The following is a 19,415-nucleotide window of genomic DNA, read 5'->3' on the forward strand; positions in this document are numbered from 1 at the left end:
GCGGGGATAATGCCGGATCGGCGATTTAGTTGCTCTCACCCGGTTCAGGCTGCGCCGCACACCAGGTCTCCAGCTCCTATTTCGCGCTCGAGAAAGCATCCGCTGCGTAGACGACCTTGCCGCCCACGACCGTCAGCAGAGACGCCGTGGCGCCAATTTGCTCGACGGGGACGGACATGAAATCCCGATCGAGAATCGCGAAATCGGCGAGCTTGCTGGTCTCTAACGTTCCGCGCCGCGTCTCGTCGAAGCAGAACCACGCGCTTCCCACCGTGTAGAGGCGCAAGGCATCTTCGCGGCTGGGTGTTTCGTCCGGGCCGCGCGTCGACAGTCCGCCGACGGTCTTGCCGTCGAGCATCCATTGCAGCGCCACGAACGGATTGTAGGATGCGACCCGATGCGCATCCGTGCCGGCCCCGACATGGACCCCCATGCGTAACGCCGTGACGAGGGGTGGCATGCTGCGCGCGGCTTCGCCGACCTGCGCCACGATACGGTCGCCTCCGAGATACATCGCGTCCTGCATGGTCCAGCCGACCCCAAGGGCTTGCATGCGCGCCAGCGTCTCGGGCGAGGTGTTGTCGAGATGGGCGATGGACCAGCGCAACGGCGCGAGCGGCGTCTCCTTGTTGACCTCGTCATAGAGGTCCAGGAGGTGATGGACGGATTTGTCTTCCTGCCAGTGGATGGTGACGGTCAGCCCTTGTTTGGCCGCCCAGCGAATGATCTCGCGGAACTTGTCCTTGGCGGCCCCGTCGGGCGCATTGTTGTTGTACATGGCGCCGGTGATCCGCTCGCCTAGTCCGTTGAACCGCAGCATGTCGTCGCCGAATCCCATCGGCAGGAACGGCGTGAGAGCCTTGTACTCCTCGAATTCCGCGCCGACATTCTGGGCGAACAGGCTGAAGGCAACCCGAACCGAAAGTGCTTTTTCACGCCAGAGCTTTTGCAAGGCGGCGTAATGGCTGGGATAAATGCTGAAGCCGCCGGGATCCACGATCCCGGTCACGCCGAGACGATTGAGCTCCGTGAAGAACTGCCGGGTCCCGGCGACATTCTCTTCGAAATTCGGCCTCGGCAGCCGATCGAACAGCGCGGAGATACTGACAATGGAGCCGTTGAGCCAGCCCGTGGTGTCGCCCGATGCGGCGCGCTCAGACGTGATACCGGCCGGCAACTGATCCGCGGACATCCCCAGGGCTTGCTGCGCTTTTGGCGTCATCAGCACCGCCGAATAGAACAGCTGGATGTAAGCCGGATTGTCGGGAACGGCCGCCATCACCTCGGCGAGCGTCGGCCGCCGCTTCTCCGCAAATTGCAATTCGCTCCAGCCGCCGGCCACGATGATCCAGGATTCCGGCCGCGCTTTTGCCGCCTGGCGCAAGCGTTCCATGGCCTCAGGGATAGTCTTTGCGCCGATCCAGTTGACCTCGGTTGCGTAGGTGAGGCCGGCGCGCACGGCGTGAATATGGGAATCGATCAATCCCGGAATGATGGTGCGTCCACCCGCGTCGACACGGCGCGTCGCGGGCCCGGTCAGGCCTTCCATGGCATCGTTGCCGCCGATTGCGACGATCCTGCCGTCGCGGACCGCGAGAGCCTGCGCGATCGTCGATGCGGGATCCAGCGTCACGAGCTTTGCGTTCGTGACAATGAGGTCGGCCTTTTGTGCGTAAGCCAAACTGGCCCAGCACGAGATCACCAAAATCGCCAGAAGCTTTCGCATAGTCTCAATCCGGAATGAGAGAGGCCGAAGCAGCGCCACACATCCGCCGCTGGATGCGCTCGCGGACATCGCGTGTCGCAACGGGGAGTGTCGTGATCCTGACCATGTCTGGCACCAACAAAATCAGCCGGTCCACCGGAAAATTGGTGAAGGCTCGAGCATTTGATTTTACAGCCCGCCTTCGCCCGGTAGGCTTCGGCGCGGCAGCCTTCTCCCGCTTCGTTTTCATTTATGGTTTCCGGCTTGCAAAGCCGAAGCTCGCGAGCGAGCGAAGACTGGTAGGCCCGGCAGGACCTTCAACCAGACCGTTACGAGCGGTCGACGCGCAGGTTAAAAAAGCATCCCATAATCAATTGCTTAGCAGTTTGAAGTTTGTGCAAGAATGCGAATTACCATCGCTTGGTTGCTTTCGTTCATTTTCATTCCTGTTTGCTTTCGTTTCGTGCAGATAACCGCTCGGTTGAAAAGATGCGACAGTCGACAATCGTGACGGAAGTCAGGTAAGGCCGTTGGGTGTCGCAATGTCGAGCGAATCGCTGCGGTGTCGATCACAAGAAACAACCACTACGTCCCGCAATGGTATCAAGAGGGGTTCTTTGAGCCTGGCTGCTCGTCGCTTGCCTACGTCGACACGGCACCCGATCGGAAGGTCCTAGCGGACGGCCGCGTGATTACTCAAAGGGGCGCGTGGGACAGTACGCCGACCTCATTAGCATTTCGCCAGAAGGACTTGTATTCAACCTTCTTCGGAACGTCCGTCAATGACGAAATTGAGCGCCACTTGTTCGGCGATGTCGACGCCAGAGGATCGCAAGCCGTTCGCGCGTTCTTAGGCACGGACATGGGCGCATGGCACGACCATTTCCATGACTTCTTCGAGTTTCTCGATATCCAGAAAATCCGTACGCCGAAGGGCTTGGACTGGCTCAAGGCCCAATATCCCGCTCTCACGCAGAACGAACTGATGTTCGAGATGCAGGGCATCCGCATGCTGCACTGCGCGATCTGGGTCGGAGGTGTGCGCGAGATTGTCTCTGCCCAAGACTCCGAAGTGAAATTCATTACGAGCGACCATCCCGTGACGATCTACAACCACGCAGTCCCTCCCACGGATTGCGCCTGCGCGTACCCACTTGATCCGGGAATAGCGCTGCGGGGTTCGCAGACGCTTTACCCGATGGATCGCGACCACTGTTTGATCCTCACGAATCTGGAGTACGCGCAGGACCCGAGCACCGCCCCCCTCCAGAAGAGGACGTTTGCGCGCAACTACCGGCAGTCCATAACCAGGATTGACTCGTTGATCCGCGAGCGGAGGCTTACCGCGCAGGAAGTTGCGGAAATCAATTTCATCGTCAAAAAGCGCGCGCGCCGCTATATCGGCGGCGGGCGCAAGGAATGGTTATACCCGGAAAGGACCGTGACTCGCTCGTGGAGCGAGCTTCGGAAGACGCTGATGCCGTCGGAACTCGGCCTGCACCACTTCGGCGGCCAGATGTTCGTCAAGTTCGAGAGCGGCGACGTCCACTACCAGGACGAGTTCGGCCGGACCGAGAAGCAGCGAGAATTCCTGATCAAGAAGCCTCCAGACAAGCCGCTGCGGCCAGGCGACTATTGCGGATGCGGGCGCGGGATGTTGTTCAAAGAGTGCTGCCAGTCCAAGCCGGAGGCGCTGCGCCCGGCCTGGAACGAGAAGAGCATCCGGGAGCGCAACCTGATGCTCCAAAACGCGATCGTGAACGTGCTGGAGCTCCGGTCCGGGAAGGACTGGGTGCAAATTCGCCGGGAGCTGACTGACGACAAGATCAGCAAGATTTACAGTCTCTACGAAGGGCTGTGGCCGCTCGAGACCGATCTGCTTGCGTTGCTGCCCAAGCCCGACGGCGAGCCTCGCGCCGTCTACACCGGGTCCATCCACCCGTCATTAATCACGGACTTCGCCTTGGCGGCTCCTCTATACTTCGGCGAGCTGATCTTGGCGCACCCGTTCGTCCACCCTGGAATAATGAAAAAGGAGATGAGCCCGACCGGCAACCCGAAGTCTTATCGGCAGGAGTTCCTGAAGACGATTTTGTTCTTCTTGAACGTCATGCCACTCGTCGATCTTGGCTTAATCAACCTCATACCGGATCCTTGTGACTTCGACTTCAATCTTCGCCAGCAGATGATGAGCATGGCACGGGCTCGAGCTCCGCGGTTCGACCCGAAAGAGGATCCCCGCCTGCTAAAGACTATAGAAGAGGACAACCGGCGCAGCATTATGCTGATGCCGCCTGACGCTATGCTCAGGCAGCTCCGTGAACTCAAGCCGGATCTCGGTGAGGATGATGTCGAGGCGGTCATGCGAGCAAGCGTACGGATGCGCGAGGATGATCCACTGTCCGGCCTCCAGGAAGGCTCATTGGAAGGCGGAAAAGACGGCGGGCAGATGAGTATGTTCAAGCTCGCGCCCAATTTCGAGATGACGATGTATTTGGCCCAAGCGACGGGAGCCTGCATCGTCACGGATAGTCCGTTCCGCTGGAGAGAAGTCCAGCGCGCGATCCGGCGCCGTTATAAGGCCGCGACCCCCGGTCTTGCCCAGCTCGCGACTGACATTGAGCGCTCGCAATTCGCCTTCCCGCAGAGCGCGACGGACGTTGTGGCCGCAGCCTCCGGCAAGACCGGCGCGGGCTACCCGGGTTTGCTCCGAGATCTGTTCAAATACCTTTCCAATCTTGAAGAGCGCGGGGCGAAACCCAATCGCGAGGCGCAGTTGGTCAGCCGGTTCGCCAAAGCGCATGCTGCGGCGCAGCTTGAATTAAAAAGGGCGGGCGTGCCCGTGAAGGAGGGGCGTATCTCGTGCATCCTCCCTCCGGGCGGCATGCAGGACAACACCGTCAATCGCCTTCTTTTGATGTCCAGTTCGGAGAGGCATATATCGAACGTTCCGATGGCCTTCTTCATTGGGCCTGCGGATGCTCCCTTGCGTTAACATACTCGTGCCCGACTAGGACTTGGAGACATCGGCTTCGGCGTCTGCCTTCTGTTTCAAAATCTGAGCGGTCACAGTAGCCAGCCATTGTGCCATTCCCTCCAGCTCCTGCACCAGCCTAGGCAAAGCAGGACCATCGAGCACGGCAATGAGCATAACGTCTTCCACAGACTGCTCACCCGTTTGCTTCTTGTAGTCGGCTTCACTTTTCGCGATGAAAAGAAACGCGTCATCGTCAGGGAATCGCATCATCCCGAAATGAGCGACCAGATTCCGCAGAGACCGAAGTTCGGCCATCTTCTTCAATGCGAACAAGTTTGCCTCAGGCCAGAGCAACACGGTCTGCGCGAGTTCTTCTACCCTGCCCAAAGGAAGATCCTTGATCCGTCCTTTAGGAAGCAAATCTGCATCAGTCCAAGATTCGACTAACCGCCGTAGATTGATTTCGATGAAGCTGTATAAATTGATCAGTCTCCCGACGACAGCGTAGTCCTCGACGATTAGTTTTGGCCATGTGCTGAAAACTTCCGTGGGGTGCGTGTTATAAAACACGTTGCGCAGATACACGCCTCGTTCCGTTTCACTGTTAGGCGGTAGAGCCACGATCCTCTCCCTCTTGGGGGATTACGGTGACAGTGCTGGACCCGTAATCCCGCATTCGGTGTCGGTCCAGTTCGTCAAGGCGGAACGCAGGGGAGTTAGGTACGGGAAGTTGTATAACGACTCGTCGTGTGGTTCATTCCCACCCTACGCCAGTAACAAGGCCCCAATTACCGTTTGTGTTCGGCCGCCGCCAACGGGGCCTAGCCATGAGGTTCAAGGCGGCGAGGGCGTCTGGATAGCGCACGAACTTAACCTCATGGCCCTTCGGTCCGACCCAATAGCCGCCAGCACGGCGGCAAGTGAGTGGGTCAAAGCGGCTTCCATCGGCGGTTACAGGTATAGGCATGAACAATCCTTTGCAAAGCTGAAAGAGCAATATAGCGCTCGGAGCTAGGATCGCGCGTCGAATCTAGAAGAAATGTTTGGCCGTCAGACTGAGACGCCAGCGAGGAGAAGCCGTGACGAATACAATGATGCGCGCCGCGGCCACTCTTCGTGGCATTCGGAAATCGCGGCCGAAGGAGTTGCGCTGGTCCATCTATGGGGTCGTCGCGGGCGTTCTAGTCGGAGCATCCATCGGAGGAATAGGCGTAGCGATCCTTGGCGGCGCTTTTGGCATATCAGCAGCTGTTGTACTTGGCATCATCGGGGGCATGATCGGCAACCGCGTTGGCGTTGAAAAGGATAGGGCTGTTTGGGGCAAATGAAGCCGCGAACTGGAACAGCCTCATTCGCCCTCGGCCACCAATTTTATTTCCGTGACGGTGCACATCATCCGAGCCTTTCTGCCGAGTTATGGCCGAGTTAAGGTGACAGTGCACTCAATTCCGAAGGCGCGTGCGGCCGTTGCCACACTGGGTCGCGTGTCGCCCCGGTGTGACTTGCTCAGCCGTAGCCGGTGTGTCGTTCCGCCCGCCTTCGCCCGTTGGGCTCGGCGCGGCAGCCTTCGCCCGCTTCGCCTCTCGCTTGTGGCTCCGGCTTGCCGAGCCGAAGCTCGCGAAGCGAGCGAAGGCTGGTGGGCCCGGCAGGACTCGAACCTGCAACCAGACCGTTATGAGCGGCCGGCTCTAACCATTGAGCTACAGGCCCCGCCGCGAGACGGCCCGCGGGACTGCGCGGCCGGCAACGGTGCGCGGTTCGTTTACAGGGACGGAGGCGGGGGTGCAATGCTGGCTCGGGCGGATGCAACCGCCGACGCGGCAAGGTCTAAGATTTTTGAATAACCGAAATTTGCGATAGTGCCCTTATAGTCCTGTTTTGCCCGACGGCGCAAGCCCATCTCGCCGAGCCTTCGCCCCACCTTCTGGCAATCACGCCAGGGTGCTCGGTTTTTCGATTTTGTAACCCCTTGTGATCGCTCGATGTTTCTACTGTGCATGGGGTTGTTTTCGCACATTTCGTTTGGAGGGGTCTTCCGATCCCCTCCGATGTCGCGTTGGCGCGCTGCAGGCGCGCGGCAGTTCCGCAGGCCTAGTCCACCGACACGCCGGCGAACTCCACCACCTTGCGCCACTTCTCGGTCTCGTCGGTGACGAGCTTGCCGAACTCGGCCGGCGTCATCGGCTTGGGGATGCCGCCGGTCTCGGTGAGGCGCGCGACCAGCTTCGGGTCCTTCAGCGCCTCGTTGACGGCCTTGTTGAGGATCTCGATCACGTCGGCCGGCGTGCCCTTCGGCGCGGAGATGCCGTAGAAGCCGACCGATTCGAAGCCGGGCAATGTCTCGGCGATCGCGGGAACGTCAGGCACGCTCGGCCAGCGCTGCGGCGAGGTCACGCCGAGCGCACGGACATTGCCGCCCTTGGCCTGCTCCATCGCGGAGGGGAGGTTGTCGAAGATCAGCTGCACCTTGTTGGAGATGATGTCGGGGAACGCGATCGCAGATCCCCGATAGGGCACGTGCACCATGTCGCACTTGGTCATCACCTTGAACAGCTCCGCCGACATGTGCACCGAGGTGCCGTTGCCGGACGAGGCAAAGGAGATCTTGCCGGGATTGGCCTTGCAGTAGTCGATGAACTCCTGAACCGTCTTGGCCGGAAACGCGTTGGAGACGACCAGCATGTTGGTGAGCTGCATGATGCTGGCGACCGGCACGGTGTCGCGCAGGAAGTCGAACGGCAGCTTCTTGTAGAGTGAGGTCGAGATCGCGTTGTTGGGCGCGACGAACAGCAGCGTGTAGCCGTCCGGCGGCGAGGCGATCGCGGCAGCGGCCGCGATGTTGCCGCCCGAGCCGGTGCGGTTCTCGACGATGAACTGCTGGCCGAAGCGGTCGGTCAGCCACTGCGCCATGATCCGCGCCACGATGTCGACCGGGCCGCCGGCGGAGAAGCCGATGATCCAGTGCACGGGACGGTCGGGATAAGCAGCGGAGGCGGGAGGTGCGGCGCCCAACAGCGTTGAAAGGAAAACCAGCCCGAAAACACTGTTACGCAAAATTCGCAACATGACGCCTCCCATTGTTCTATTGTCGTTGGGCTGCATGCTTTCACAAAATCGGGGCGCTGCCTACATCGCCGCAAGTCGATGTTGACGCGCCCCCGCCGGGACCGACCATGAGATTCGCGATCACCCTTGTTCTCGGCGCGGCGCTGCTTTCAAGCCCCGCGGCCGCTCAAACCGGAGGCAACGCCATTCCGACCACGACACCCGGCCTGGCGATCAGCTTGGGCACCGCGACGCCCGGCGGCGGCTTTCCGCTCTATGGCAACGCCTTTGCGCAAGCGATGAACGCGGCCGATCCGCAAATCATCATCACCCCGCGCAACACCAAGGGCAGCAACGAGAACATTCCGCTGCTGGAAAAAGGCGAGCTCGATCTCGCTCTGGTCGCGGGCGAGCCGGCCTATGAAGCCTTCGCCGGCATCGGCCGCGCGAAGGTCACGCTGAAGATTCTCACCGCGATCTATTCCAACCCCGGCATGTTCGTGGTGCGCGCGGACAGTCCATACAAGACCATTCGCGATCTCGTCGGTCAGCCCGTCGCATTCGGCGCCAAAGGCTCCGGCCTGCCGATCCTGGCGCGCTACGTGCTGGATGGTCTCGGGTTGAAGCAGGACGCGGACTTCAAGGCGATCTATCTCGACCGCGCCGGCGACGGCCCCGCGATGGTCGAGGACGGCCGTGTCGCAGCACTCTGGGGCGCCGGCATCGGCTGGCCCGGTTTTGCCGCGGTGGCCTCGAGCGCGTCAGGCGCGCGCTTCATCGCGCCTGACAGCGAGGAGATCGCGCGCATCCGCGCCAAGCATGCGTTCCTCAAGCCGCTCACCGTGCCGGCCGGCAGCTATCCGAACCAGTCCGAGCCGATCGCCTCGCTGGGGTCCTGGAGTTTTGTGCTGACGCGCGAAGATCTGCCCGACGATGTCGCCTATCGCCTGGCGAAGACGCTTCACGGCGTCGAGCCGACATTCTGCAAACAGCTCGCGCAAGCCTGCGAGACCACGGCCGCGAACACCGTCGCCGCCGCGCCGAAGCCCGAGCTGATCCATCCCGGCGTGATCAAGTATTTTCGCGAGATCGGGGTGGTGAAGTGATCGCGCAGCGGTCATTCCGGGGCGGTCCGCAGGACCGAACCCGGAATCTCGAGCTTCCGGGCTCGGTGCTTTGCACCGCCCCGGAATGAGGATCGCTTTAAGCGATCCTCACTTCTTCACCATCGCACACGCTGGGTCCGGCGGACCGAACGCCTTGTCGCCCGAGATCGTCGTGAGGATCTTGTAATAGTCCCACGGATATTTGCTTTCCTCCGGCGTCTTCACCTGCACCAGCCAGAGGTCGTGCACCATCAGATTGTCCTCGCGCAGTTTGCCGTTGCGGGCGAAGAAATCCTCGATCGGCTTTTCCCGCATCTTGGCTGCGACCTTGAGCGGATCGTCGGTGCCGGTGTCCTTGATGGCGTTGAGATAGTGCATCACGCTCGAATAGACGCCGGCCTGCCACATCGACGGCATCTTGTTCATCTTGGCGAAGTAGCGCTTCGACCATTCGCGGGTCTTGTCGTCCATGTCCCAATAGAACGACGTCGTCAGCAACAGCCCTTGGGCCGCCTGCAGGCCGAGGCCGTGGATATCGGTGATCAGCGCCAGCAGCGCCGCCATCTGTTGGCCGCCCTTGAACACGCCGAACTCGGAGCCGGTCTTGATCTCGTTCATGTTGTTGGGCGGACCCGCCGCGATGCCGATGATCTTGGCCTTGGAGGCTTGCGCCTGCAGCACGAAGGAAGAGAGGTCGGGCGTTGCCAGCGGCGGCTTCACCGAGCCCAGCACCTTGCCGCCATTGGCGGTCACGACCGCCGAGGCGTCGCGCTCCAGCGAATGGCCGAACGCATAATCGTCGGTGATGAAGAACCAGCTGTCGCCGCCGCGCTTGACCACCGCGTCAGCGGTGCCGACCGCGAGCGCGCGGGTGTCGAACACCCACTGGATCGCGTAAGGCGAACAGAACTTGCCGTGGAAATCGGCGGTGCCGGTCGAGTGGGTGATGAACAGCCGCTTCTTTTCGTTGGCCATGTTCTGCACCGCGAGCCCGACCGCGGAGACCGGCACGTCGACGATCAGATCGACCTGGTCGACGTCGTACCAGCGCCGTGCAATCGCGCCGCCGATGTCGGCCTTGAGCTGGTGGTCGCCGACGACGATGCTGATCGGCTTGCCGAGCACGGTCCCGCCGAAATCGTCGATCGCCATCTGCGCTGCCGTCACCGAGCCCTGGCCGGTCGGCGCCGAGGCCGGACCGTTCATGTCGGTGAGCACGCCGATCTTGACGACGTCGTCGGACACCTGCGCCATTGCGGCGCCCGGCATCAGCGTCGCCAGGAATGTCGCTGCAAAGCCGGCAGCGACCGGCAGTCCAAATCTCGTTGGCTTCATGCTTGTCCTCCCCTGATCCGGCGCGTTGGCCGGTGTGTCCCCGGGTATGGCCCGGCTGAATTGGTTTCTTTTGCAACTATTTGGGGGCGGGCGTCAACGTCAGCCGGCGAAGCGGATTTGTCCGGCCGGGGAGGGATCGTAGCCGGTCAGCTCCGCGGCGCGCTGGAGCAACCGCTTTTCGCTGAGAAACCGGATCAGGCCCTGCATGGCGGGGCGGAAATAGCTGCGCTGCCGCATCGCGAGGTCGAAGTTCTCCCAGACCAGCGGCACGAAATCGAGGCCGGCCGAGCGCGCCGACGCACGCGTCGCGATGCCGCAATCGGCCTGTCCCGCGCGGACGATCTCGGCGAGATCAGGCCCGGTCAGGGCCGGCATCTCGATCCGGCGCAAATCGCGCGTCGAGGCGGCGGCGCGCTTGAGCAGCACATCGAGCAGCATCTGCGCGCCCGTGCCCTGTTGCCGCATCGCCATCCTGGCCCCGAGCGCGAGCACGTCGGAAAGGCCGCGCAGCCGCTTGGGATTGCCCGGCGGCAGCACGAGACCTTGCTCGCGGCGCACGAATGCGACCAGCAATGCATCATGCAGGTCCGGAGCGTCTCGCAGGACGGTTGCATTGGCATCGGCGGCAAGATTGCCGTCGGCATCGAGGCTGTGGAAGTGCATCGCCACGGCCATCACCTCGTCCCGCTGCAACCGCTCGAGCCCGCGCGCGCTGCCCTCGCTCATCGATCCCAGGCCCGAGCCGGATTCGCGCAGGCCCCAATCCAGAAGCTCGTCCTGGCTGCCGCCGACGACCGGCGGCGGCTCCGCGATCAGCATGCCGGCCGGGCGCGCCAGTCCGGACAGCACCCAGAGGTCGAGTTCGTGCCGCGGGAAGAGCCACTTTCCGGTCACCTTGGTGCAGGGGATCGCACCGGTGGTGACGAGTTCGTATAGCTTGCGTTCGCCGAGCCGAAGATAATCGGCGGCTTCGCTGGTCGTCAGGAATTCCATCCTGCATTCCTATGCAAATTCTTGCTTCTTTTTGACGGTCGACGCAGGTGGAATTCTGCATTTCAAGTTTTGTCCGCCACGACCATGCCTGATCATCTCGCTGCTTTGCAACACATCCTCACGCGCGATCTCTGCTTTGGTGAACGATCCTGAATCGCTCGCGTGGTGCCCATCTTGCGGGCTGTCGCGCGCGCAACTGCAATGGGCATATGCCGCTCCGCGTGTTGCCGAGATTTCCCGAGTCGTCGGCGCGCGGACGCGGAGGGTAAAGTCTGTGGCCGGTAGTGGCTTGACCTGCGCTCTATCTGTTGTTGTCTGCATCCGGCGCGGCAACGAGCAAACGCGTCACGAGTGCGGCGCAATCGATCATCATCATGATCGCGTCATAGCCAGTGGGAACCCGATCATGGCCGTCCGCCGCCTCTCCGTTGCACTCGTGCTTCTCTGCGGCCTTGCCGCAGGCGTTGCGGCGTCATCCGCGGAGGACCGCGCGATCGTGCTTGCCACGACCACAGCGACGCAGGAGTCCGGCCTGCTCGATTACCTGCTGCCGATCTTCCGTGAGAAGACCGGCATCGACGTGACCGTGATCGCGCGGCGCGCCGACGAGGTGCTCGAGGGGGCACGAAGGGGCGAAGTCGACGTCGTGCTGATGCATGCACGGCCGCAGGAGGAGAAATTCGTTGCCGACGGTTTTGCGGTGAAGCGCTTTGACGTGATGTACAACGACTATGTGCTGATCGGGCCGAAGAGCGATCCCGCCGGCGTGAAGGGCAAGGACATCGCGACCGCGCTGAAGGCGATCGAGGCCAAGGGCGCGCCGTTCGTGACGCGCGGCGACCGTTCGGGCACCCATGCCGCCGAGCTCGCGCTCTGGATCGTCGCCGGCATCGACATCGCGAGCACCAAAGGCGGCTGGTATCGCGAGGCCAAGCAGGGCATGGCCTCCGCCCTCGATGCAGCGCGCACAGCGAACGCCTATGTGCTGTCCGACCGCGGCAGCTGGATCGCTTTTCGGGAGCGCGGCGATCTCGACGTCGTCGTCGAAGGCGACAAGCGTCTGCTCAATCAGTACGGCGTGATGCTGGTGAACCCCGCGAAGTTTCCGAACGTGAAGAAGGAGCTGGGGCAAGACTTCGTCGACTGGCTGATCTCGCCTGACGGGCAGGCGGCGATCGCCGGATACAAGGTCGACGGACAACAACTGTTCTTCCCCAATGCGGACAAGTCGGGCGGCTGACGTTCGTATCGCCAGCGGTTGCCAAACCGGGCGATGCATGGTCCATCATGGCGCATGACCCAGCGCCTGCCGCCCTTGCTGACGCCGCTCGACGCCGCGCTCGCCGCGTTGCTGAAGGGGCTCGATCCGCTCGCGCCGGTGGAGTTGCAGCTGACTGAAGCGGCCGGCTGCATCGCGGCGGGCAATCCGCTGCTCGCGGCCCGACCATCGCGTGACGTCGCTGTCGCGGATGGCTGGGCGGTATGCGCCAATGATCTGGTCGGCGCGTCCTCCTATTCACCGCTGCCTCTCGCAACAGCGCCCGCCTGGGTCGATGCCGGCGACGCGATGCCGGCGGGATGCGACTGTGTGCTCGATGCCGACGCAGTCGAGCTATCTGGTCCGCTCGTCCAGGTGTTGGCGGAGGGCGTGCCGGGGCAGGGCGTCAGGCGTGCGGGAAGCGACATCGACGGACGAACGCCTGCCGCGGCAGAGGGGAATCCGGTCGGTCGTGCCGCTCTGTTGCTCGCGCGTGCCGCCGGACTGGACCGGCTGAGCGTGCGGCGTCCGCGACTGCGCATTGTCAATGTACCAGGTGCAACGCTGACCATGCATCTGATTGCGGACATCGCACGCACCGCAGGGCTGGATGTGCAAACGCACGAGGCCGGCGCGCGCGACGCGGGATCGATCGCGGAGGCGATCGGGGCGCCCACCTGCGATCTCCTGCTGACGATCGGCGGCAGCGGTGTCGGTCGCAGGGATGCAGCGGTCACGGCGCTGGCCCAGCGTGGTGACGTGATCGCCCATGGTCTTGCGCTCCAGCCCGGGCGCACCGCCGCGATCGGGCGGCTCGGAACCATTCCTGTCGTGGCCTTGCCCGGATCGCCGGATCATGCGCTTGCGGTCTGGCTTGCGCTCGTGCTGCCGCTCGTCGACCGGCTGTCGGCGCGGCTGCCGCGCCGACCGATAGCCTTGTCGCTCGCGCGAAAAATTGCATCCAGCGTCGGCATCGCCGAAATGGTCCTGCTGGCCGAGGAACATCATGCGTGGGTGCCACTTGCGGTAGGAGAATGGCCGCTCCAGGCAATTGCCCGCGCGGATGCATGGCTGCTTGTTCCCGCCAGTCACGAGGGATTTGCAGCGGGCGCGCCGGTCGATGCCTATCTGATGCGGGAATGATATGGGTTTAGCATGACCATGATCCCGCAATCGCAAGTCCGCAGCGCGCTCGAACAGGAACAGTTCCTCAAAATCCTTTCCCGCGAGGAGGCGCTGGCACGCTTCGAGGCCGCGCTGTTCCCGCGCGCTCTTTCGAGCGAAACGCGCAAGCTCGGTGCTGCGCTTGGCGCGTCGCTCGCTGAAGACATCACTGCGCCGATCGACGTGCCGCCGTTCGACCGTTCCAATGTCGATGGCTTTGCGGTGCGCTCTGCGGATCTTGCGACAGCCGGCGAAGGCGCGCCGGTTCGCCTCGGGCTGAATGGCGAGACCATTCACTGCGGCACCGTACCGGCGGTGCAAGTGGCGGCGGGAACGGCAACGCCGATTGCCACCGGCGGTCCGCTGCCGCGCGGTGCCGATGCCGTGATCATGGTCGAGCATACCCAGCCGGCGGGGTCCGGTGCGATCGACGTCCGTCGCGCGGCCTCGCCCGGGCAATTCATATCCTACGCAGGATCCGATATCGCGCGTGGCGAGGCGCTGCTGCGCGCCGGCACCATCATCGGCTCACGCGAGGTCGGCATGCTGGCGGCTTGTGGTATTGCCGAGGTGAGCGTCGTGCGCAAACCTCGTGTTGCCGTGATCTCCACCGGTGACGAACTGGTTCAGCCGGGCGAGGTGCTCGCGCCCGCTGCGATCTACGATACCAACGGCGCGATCGTCACTGCTGCGATCGACGAGAACGGCGGAGAGGCGGTTTTCCTTGGCGCCATTCCGGACGACGAAGCTCAGCTCGAAGCCGCCATGAGGGGTGCGCTGGCGGACGCCGACATGCTGGTGCTCTCCGGCGGCACGTCGAAAGGCGCGGGCGACCTGTCCCATCGCATCATCGGCCGGCTCGGCCAGCCCGGCATCATCGCGCATGGCATTGCGCTCAAGCCCGGCAAGCCGCTGTGCCTTGCGGTGTGTGACGGCAAGCCGGTGGTGATCCTGCCGGGTTTTCCGACTTCGGCGATGTTCACCTTTCACGACATGATCGTACCGGTGCTGCGCAAAATGGCCGGACTGCCGCCGCGTTCCGATGCCAAGGTGAACGCGACCGTGCCGGTGCGCATTGCTTCCGAGCTCGGCCGCACCGAATTCGTCATGGTCTCGCTGGTCGAAGGCAAGGACGGCTTGATCGCCTATCCCTCCGGCAAGGGGTCCGGTGCGATCACGTCATTCGCGCAGGCCGACGGCTTTCTGCGCATCGACGCACTCGCCGACAAGATGCCGGCCGGGACCGAGGCCGAGGTGACGCTGTTTACGCCGCATGTGCGGGTGCCCGATCTCGTTATCGTCGGCAGCCATTGCACCGGCCTCGATCTCGTCACGGCGCAACTCGCGCATGCCGGCCTGACCGTGCGCTCGATCGCCGTCGGCAGCCTCGGCGGACTTGCGGCGGCGCGGCGCGGTGAATGCGATCTGGCGCCGATCCATCTGCTCGACGAAAAGAGCGAGACTTACAATACGCCTTACCTCGCCGAAGGACTCGAGCTCGTGCCGGGCTGGCGGCGGATGCAGGGCATCGTGTTCCGCAAGGGCGACAAGCGTTTTGAAGGCCACAGCGCGAAGGATGCCGTGGCCGCGGCGCTCGCTGATCCCTCCTGCATCATGGTCAACCGCAACCAAGGCGCCGGCACGCGCATCCTGATCGACCGGTTGCTCGGTGGTGCGCGCCCGGAGGGCTATTGGAACCAGCCACGCTCGCACAATGCGGTGGCCGCGGCGGTCGCACAGCACCGCGCCGATTGGGGCATGACCATTGCGCCGGTCGCCAACGCGGTTGGCCTCGGTTTCATTCCGCTCGCGGAGGAACATTATGACTTCGCGCTGGTGACGGCGCGCAAGCAGCGTCCGGCAGTGCGGGCCTTTCTCGATGCGCTCGGCTCGGACGAAGCGCGCGCCGCGCTGGAGCGCGCCGGCTTCCGACCGGCGTAGTCTGGCATCGTTCGGTCAGCGCTCCGCTACGAGGTTTGGATTGTCTCCCCGCCGGTCTGTTCGCGCACGCGCTGCCGCTCCTCGGCTTCGGCAAGTGCGCGCTGCGCGGCGGGCGGCAGCGGGCCCTCAACGATTTCAGGCTTGCTCCGCCACTTCGTGTCGTCGACTGCGACCGAGCAATCGAGTGCGAAATCGATCACTTCGAAGATAACGTTCAAGAGGGGGTCCGTCATGGCTGATCCGGGCAATGTCCCGATCATTGGTCGCTCGCGTTCTCGTCTCGGTTCACGGCCCGCGAACCCAAGCTCACGCGGCCTTAAGCGGCGTCATCCAGTGCGGTCAGCCGTTCCGCTTCCGCGAGATCTTCAACGGTGTTGGCATTGAAGAACGGATCGAGCGGCTCCGTCGGCCACGTCACGGTCGCGAGCGGGTAGCGCGCGGTCCAGCGGTCGATCTTGCGGAGGTCTTCGACCACCAGCGCATGACGCAGTTCGTCGCGCAAGCCAACGCGCCACAGGCCGATCACCGGATGCGATTGATCGCCTGATGCCGCAACGGCGAGCTCGGCATTCGCCGCGATGCGTTTTTCATGCAAGCGCGCGACCAGATCGCGCGGCAGGAACGGGCAATCGCAGGCGGCACTGAGCACCCACTTCACCTCGGGCCGGTTCGCCACGGTCCAGTCGAGCGCGGCAAGGATGCCGGCGAGCGGGCCGGGAAAGCCGGGCACGTCGTCGGCGATGACCTGCAAACCGAACGCGGCGAAGCGGGCGGGATCGCCGTTGGCATTGAGGATCAGCCCGCTGCATTGGGGCGATAGGCGCGCGATCACGCGTTCCAGAATGGTGCGGCCGCCAATGGTACGCATCGGCTTGTCGCCGCCGCCCATACGCCGCGCGAGGCCGCCGGCGAGCAGCACGCCTTGCGTGGTCGGAAAGCTAGTCGTCACCACCTTCACCCTTGCGCTTGTGCTTGGCCGATTCTTCCTCGACGTAAGCGAGGTTCTGGTCGTAGACGATGCGCTCTGCCCCCGACAACGCGATGAACCGTTTGCCGCGGGCGCGGCCGACCAGCGTCAAGCCCACCTGCCGGGCGAGATCGACACCCCAGGCGGTGAAGCCGGAGCGCGACACCAGGATCGGAATGCCCATGCGGACCGTCTTGATCACCATCTCCGAGGTGAGCCGTCCCGTGGTGTAGAGGATCTTGTCGGATGCATCGACGCCGTGGCGGTACATCCAGCCCGCGATCTTGTCGACGGCGTTGTGACGGCCGACATCCTCGGTGTAGCAGAGCGGCTCGCCCTCCCTGCACAGCACGCAGCCGTGGATCGCACCAGCCTCCAGATAGAGCGAGGGCATGGTGTTGATGGTCTGAGTCATCTGGTAGAGCCAGGAGGTGCGCAGCTCGGCCTTCGGCAGCGCCACGCTCTCGACCGCCTCCAGCAGATCGCCGAAGGCGGTGCCCTGCGCGCAGCCCGAGGTCTGTGTGCGCTTCTTCAACTTGGCTTCGAAATTGGTGTGGTGCTCGGTGCGCACCACCACCACTTGGAGGTCGTCGTCGTATTCGACCTCGGTGACCGCGTCATTATACTTCAGCATATTCTGGTTGAGCAAATAGCCCAGCGCCAGATATTCCGGATAGTCGCCGATCGTCATCATGGTGACGATCTCCTGCGAATTCAGGTAGAGCGTCAGCGGGCGCTCCACCGGCACCTTGATCTCGATCCTGGCGCCGGACTGGTCGGTCCCGGTCACGCTCTCGGTGAGGCGCGGGTCCTCGGTGTCAGGGACGATCAGGGGCACGGGGGCTTTGTCGATCTTCATCATGGCCGCGACGTTAGCATGACATTCGGGTCAAGCCGATATAAGCATGCTAGCGAGAGAACGAAATGCCGCCTATTCGTCATTGCGAGCGAAGCGAAGCAATCCAGGCTGCCGCCGTGGATGCATTCCTGGATTGATTCGCTGCGCTCGCAATGACGGAGAAGAGAGTGGTTCCATCAAGGACCGGGTCGCTCGCGGAGACGGAGCTGGAATGAAAGTCATCGGCCTTGCAGGCTGGAGCGGTGCGGGCAAGACCACGCTGTTGACGCGGCTGATCCCGCATTTCAATGCGCTTGGCTTGCGCGTCTCGGTCATCAAGCATGCGCATCACCAGTTCGACGTCGACGTGCCCGGCAAGGATTCCTGGCGCCATCGCGAGGCCGGCGCGGCCGAGGTGCTGGTTGCTTCGTCAAATCGCTGGGCGCTGATGCACGAATTGCGCGGGGCGGCGGAGCCGCGTCTGCCGGAACTGTTGAGCAAATTGTCGGCGGTCGATCTCGTCGTGGTCGAGGGTTTCAAGCGCGAGCCGCATCGCAAGATCGAGGTGCATCGCGCCGCCAACGACAAGCCGTTGCTGTTTCCCGATGATCCAGGAATTTTCGGGATCGCGGCCGACGTCGCCATTGAAACCCGACTGCCGACCGTCCATCTCGACGATATCGCTGCCGCCGCGGAATTGCTGCTGCGCGCCGCGATGCCGGTCGAGGAAGCGGTCGCGAAAAGCGCTGCGATGCGCTGACGAGGCACCATGGCGCAACTGTCGGACGATTGTTTTGCCTTCGGCGGACCGATGATGTCGGTCGACGAGGCCGTTGGCCTGATCACGACGCGCGTCAACGCGATTGTCGATCTCGAAACCGTGGCGCTCATTGATGCAGATGGGCGGGTGCTGGCCCGCGATATCGCGGCACCGCTGCCGCTGCCGCCCTTCACCAATTCCGCCGTCGATGGCTACGCCGTGCGCAACGCAGATCTTCCTGATAGCGTTGAGCGGGCATTCCCGCTCGACGGCCGCATCCAGGCCGGCGGTCTGGCACTGGCGCTGATCAAGGCCGGCCACACCGCGCGCATCTTCACCGGCGCGCCGATGCCGCCGGACGCCGAAACCGTCTTCATGCAGGAAGATGTCCGCATCGACGAGGCCGGTCGAATTGTGCTGCCGCCGGGCCTGAAGCCGGGTGCGAATGTCCGTTCTGCGGGAGAGGACATTCCCCAGGGCCATATCGCGCTGCGCGCAGGCCAGCGCTTGCTGCCGCAACATGTCGCGCTCGTGGCGGCGTTCGGTCTGGCCAGGCTCGACGTCGTCAGGCGCATCCGTGTCGCGGTGTTCTCGACCGGTGACGAACTGGCCTCGCCCGGCGAGCCGCGCGCGACCTCGCAGCTGTTCGATTCCAATCGCTTCATGCTGATGGCGATGCTGCGCCGGCTCGGCTGCGAAGTCAGCGATCTCGGTATCTTGCGCGACGAGCGAACGTTGCTTGCGAATGGCTTGAAGCAAGTCGCAGGCAGCCACGATCTGATCCTCACCACCGGCGGCGTCTCGACCGGAGAGGAGGATCATGTCAAGGCGGCGGTCGAGAGCATCGGCTCGCTGGTGTTGTGGCGGATGGCGATCAAGCCGGGACGGCCCGTGGCGATGGGCATCATCGAGGGCACACCGCTGATCGGATTGCCGGGCAATCCCGTCGCGAGTTTCGTCACCTTTGTTCATGTGGTGCGGCCGACGGTGCTGGCGCTTGCGGGGAGCCTGCCGGAGCCGCTGCTGCCGATTCCGGTGCGAGCGGCATTCACCTACAAGAAGAGGGCGGGCCGACGGGAATATGTTCGCGCCTCGTTACGACGGACGCAGGACGGCGCACTTGAGGCCATCAAGTTTCCACGCGAGGGCGCTGGGCTGTTGTCCTCACTGGTCGGCACCGACGGCCTCATCGAGCTCGATGAGGAGGTCACGCGTGTCGAGCCGGGGCAGAGCGTGGGTTTCTTGTCCTATGCCGATCTGCTCTGAGTCTTGGCGTTGCGTTGGCGCTGTCCTGGCGTTGACGCCATCGGCCCCTCCCGCCATGTT

17 protein-coding genes and 1 tRNA gene are annotated in these 19,415 nt (G+C 63.3%); 9 read left to right on the forward strand and 9 right to left on the reverse strand.

The annotated features are described in order from the left end of the window. Window positions 1–76 precede the first annotated feature (76 nt). On the reverse strand, window positions 77–1,726 hold the full coding sequence (locus ABIB90_RS15530; protein WP_354201054.1) for an amidohydrolase: 1,650 nt from the start codon (window positions 1,724–1,726) through the stop codon (window positions 77–79). Between the two features lie 92 nt (window positions 1,727–1,818). On the opposite strand from ABIB90_RS15530, the gene ABIB90_RS15535 reads away from it, so the two are divergent. Both ABIB90_RS15535 and ABIB90_RS15540 read left to right on the forward strand, forming a co-directional pair. After that, complete coding sequence (locus tag ABIB90_RS15535; RefSeq protein ID WP_354201055.1) at window positions 1,819–2,178, forward strand: hypothetical protein; 360 nt, start codon at window positions 1,819–1,821, stop codon at window positions 2,176–2,178. Between the two features lie 89 nt (window positions 2,179–2,267). Further along, entirely contained in the window at window positions 2,268–4,700 is a 2,433-nt protein-coding gene (locus ABIB90_RS15540) for a DUF4238 domain-containing protein (protein WP_354201056.1), read from the forward strand. Window positions 4,701–4,715: 15 nt separating this feature from the next. Here ABIB90_RS15540 and ABIB90_RS15545 read toward each other — a convergent pair whose 3' ends face one another. Continuing rightward, window positions 4,716–5,303 (reverse strand): hypothetical protein, encoded by a 588-nt coding sequence (locus ABIB90_RS15545; RefSeq protein WP_354201057.1) that lies wholly within the window; start codon window positions 5,301–5,303, stop codon window positions 4,716–4,718. A gap of 458 nt (window positions 5,304–5,761) precedes the next feature. On the opposite strand from ABIB90_RS15545, the gene ABIB90_RS15550 reads away from it, so the two are divergent. After that, window positions 5,762–6,010 (forward strand): hypothetical protein, encoded by a 249-nt coding sequence (locus ABIB90_RS15550; protein ID WP_354201058.1) that lies wholly within the window; start codon window positions 5,762–5,764, stop codon window positions 6,008–6,010. 306 nt (window positions 6,011–6,316) lie between these two features. Here ABIB90_RS15550 and ABIB90_RS15555 read toward each other — a convergent pair. Together ABIB90_RS15555 and ABIB90_RS15560 are read right to left on the reverse strand one after the other, a co-directional pair. Then, a tRNA-Ile gene (locus tag ABIB90_RS15555) sits at window positions 6,317–6,392 on the reverse strand. Window positions 6,393–6,773: 381 nt separating this feature from the next. After that, the gene (locus ABIB90_RS15560; protein ID WP_354201059.1) at window positions 6,774–7,748 is read right to left on the reverse strand and encodes a Bug family tripartite tricarboxylate transporter substrate binding protein; all 975 of its coding nucleotides are present in this window, start codon (window positions 7,746–7,748) and stop codon (window positions 6,774–6,776) included. 107 nt (window positions 7,749–7,855) lie between these two features. Here ABIB90_RS15560 and ABIB90_RS15565 point away from each other — a divergent pair, with 107 nt between their 5' ends. After that, on the forward strand, window positions 7,856–8,833 hold the full coding sequence (locus ABIB90_RS15565; RefSeq protein ID WP_354201060.1) for a TAXI family TRAP transporter solute-binding subunit: 978 nt from the start codon (window positions 7,856–7,858) through the stop codon (window positions 8,831–8,833). A 108-nt stretch (window positions 8,834–8,941) separates the two neighbouring features. On the opposite strand, the gene ABIB90_RS15570 is transcribed toward ABIB90_RS15565, so the two are convergent. Both ABIB90_RS15570 and ABIB90_RS15575 read right to left on the reverse strand, forming a co-directional pair. Further along, complete coding sequence (locus ABIB90_RS15570; RefSeq protein WP_354201061.1) at window positions 8,942–10,168, reverse strand: ABC transporter substrate-binding protein; 1,227 nt, start codon at window positions 10,166–10,168, stop codon at window positions 8,942–8,944. Between the two features lie 99 nt (window positions 10,169–10,267). Continuing rightward, window positions 10,268–11,161 (reverse strand): substrate-binding domain-containing protein, encoded by an 894-nt coding sequence (locus ABIB90_RS15575; RefSeq protein WP_354201062.1) that lies wholly within the window; start codon window positions 11,159–11,161, stop codon window positions 10,268–10,270. Between the two features lie 406 nt (window positions 11,162–11,567). On the opposite strand from ABIB90_RS15575, the gene ABIB90_RS15580 reads away from it, so the two are divergent. From ABIB90_RS15580 to ABIB90_RS15590, 3 genes are read left to right on the forward strand one after another with little or no spacing between them, the layout of a single operon-like run. Beyond that, complete coding sequence (locus ABIB90_RS15580; RefSeq protein WP_007600660.1) at window positions 11,568–12,401, forward strand: ABC transporter substrate-binding protein; 834 nt, start codon at window positions 11,568–11,570, stop codon at window positions 12,399–12,401. Between the two features lie 54 nt (window positions 12,402–12,455). Continuing rightward, a complete protein-coding gene (locus ABIB90_RS15585) occupies window positions 12,456–13,562 on the forward strand; it encodes a molybdopterin-binding protein (protein ID WP_354201063.1) in 1,107 nt (368 codons plus the stop codon). Window positions 13,563–13,574: 12 nt separating this feature from the next. After that, window positions 13,575–15,524, forward strand: coding sequence for a molybdopterin biosynthesis protein (locus ABIB90_RS15590; RefSeq protein WP_007600662.1), 1,950 nt, complete (start codon window positions 13,575–13,577; stop codon window positions 15,522–15,524). A gap of 26 nt (window positions 15,525–15,550) precedes the next feature. Here the strand turns inward: ABIB90_RS15590 and ABIB90_RS15595 are convergent, their stop codons facing one another. From ABIB90_RS15595 to fdhD, 3 genes are read right to left on the reverse strand one after another with little or no spacing between them, the layout of a single operon-like run. Next, window positions 15,551–15,784 (reverse strand): hypothetical protein, encoded by a 234-nt coding sequence (locus ABIB90_RS15595; protein ID WP_245285994.1) that lies wholly within the window; start codon window positions 15,782–15,784, stop codon window positions 15,551–15,553. A 56-nt stretch (window positions 15,785–15,840) separates the two neighbouring features. After that, on the reverse strand, window positions 15,841–16,482 hold the full coding sequence (gene mobA / locus ABIB90_RS15600) for a molybdenum cofactor guanylyltransferase MobA (RefSeq protein WP_502918237.1): 642 nt from the start codon (window positions 16,480–16,482) through the stop codon (window positions 15,841–15,843). Beyond that, a complete protein-coding gene (gene fdhD, locus ABIB90_RS15605) occupies window positions 16,463–17,353 on the reverse strand; it encodes a formate dehydrogenase accessory sulfurtransferase FdhD (protein ID WP_007600665.1) in 891 nt (296 codons plus the stop codon). The genes mobA and fdhD overlap by 20 nt, the downstream gene beginning before the upstream one ends. 208 nt (window positions 17,354–17,561) lie before the next feature. On the opposite strand from fdhD, the gene mobB reads away from it, so the two are divergent. Both mobB and ABIB90_RS15615 read left to right on the forward strand, forming a co-directional pair. After that, window positions 17,562–18,089 carry a molybdopterin-guanine dinucleotide biosynthesis protein B gene (gene mobB, locus ABIB90_RS15610; protein ID WP_007600666.1) on the forward strand — a complete coding sequence of 176 codons (528 nt, stop codon included), beginning with the start codon at window positions 17,562–17,564 and terminating at the stop codon, window positions 18,087–18,089. Between the two features lie 9 nt (window positions 18,090–18,098). Next, window positions 18,099–19,355: a molybdopterin molybdotransferase MoeA gene (locus ABIB90_RS15615; protein ID WP_354201065.1), complete on the forward strand. Its 1,257-nt coding sequence runs from the start codon at window positions 18,099–18,101 to the stop codon at window positions 19,353–19,355. Window positions 19,356–19,415: the final 60 nt, after the last annotated feature.

Source organism: Bradyrhizobium sp. JR4.1, from assembly GCF_040548605.1.
Classification (GTDB): domain Bacteria; phylum Pseudomonadota; class Alphaproteobacteria; order Rhizobiales; family Xanthobacteraceae; genus Bradyrhizobium; species Bradyrhizobium canariense.

Bases quoted from the DNA above. Each gene is read 5' to 3' on its own strand.
- ABIB90_RS15615 (WP_354201065.1), top strand. From the start codon at position 18,099: ATGGCGCAACTGTCGGACGATTGTTTTGCCTTCGGCGGACCGATGATG.
- ABIB90_RS15570 (WP_354201061.1), bottom strand. From the start codon at position 10,168: ATGAAGCCAACGAGATTTGGACTGCCGGTCGCTGCCGGCTTTGCAGCG.
- ABIB90_RS15565 (WP_354201060.1), top strand. From the start codon at position 7,856: ATGAGATTCGCGATCACCCTTGTTCTCGGCGCGGCGCTGCTTTCAAGC.
- ABIB90_RS15580 (WP_007600660.1), top strand. From the start codon at position 11,568: ATGGCCGTCCGCCGCCTCTCCGTTGCACTCGTGCTTCTCTGCGGCCTT.
- ABIB90_RS15585 (WP_354201063.1), top strand. From the start codon at position 12,456: ATGACCCAGCGCCTGCCGCCCTTGCTGACGCCGCTCGACGCCGCGCTC.
- ABIB90_RS15590 (WP_007600662.1), top strand. From the start codon at position 13,575: ATGACCATGATCCCGCAATCGCAAGTCCGCAGCGCGCTCGAACAGGAA.
- ABIB90_RS15575 (WP_354201062.1), bottom strand. From the start codon at position 11,161: ATGGAATTCCTGACGACCAGCGAAGCCGCCGATTATCTTCGGCTCGGC.
- ABIB90_RS15530 (WP_354201054.1), bottom strand. From the start codon at position 1,726: ATGCGAAAGCTTCTGGCGATTTTGGTGATCTCGTGCTGGGCCAGTTTG.
- ABIB90_RS15595 (WP_245285994.1), bottom strand. From the start codon at position 15,784: ATGATCGGGACATTGCCCGGATCAGCCATGACGGACCCCCTCTTGAAC.
- fdhD (WP_007600665.1), bottom strand. From the start codon at position 17,353: ATGATGAAGATCGACAAAGCCCCCGTGCCCCTGATCGTCCCTGACACC.
- mobB (WP_007600666.1), top strand. From the start codon at position 17,562: ATGAAAGTCATCGGCCTTGCAGGCTGGAGCGGTGCGGGCAAGACCACG.
- ABIB90_RS15560 (WP_354201059.1), bottom strand. From the start codon at position 7,748: ATGTTGCGAATTTTGCGTAACAGTGTTTTCGGGCTGGTTTTCCTTTCA.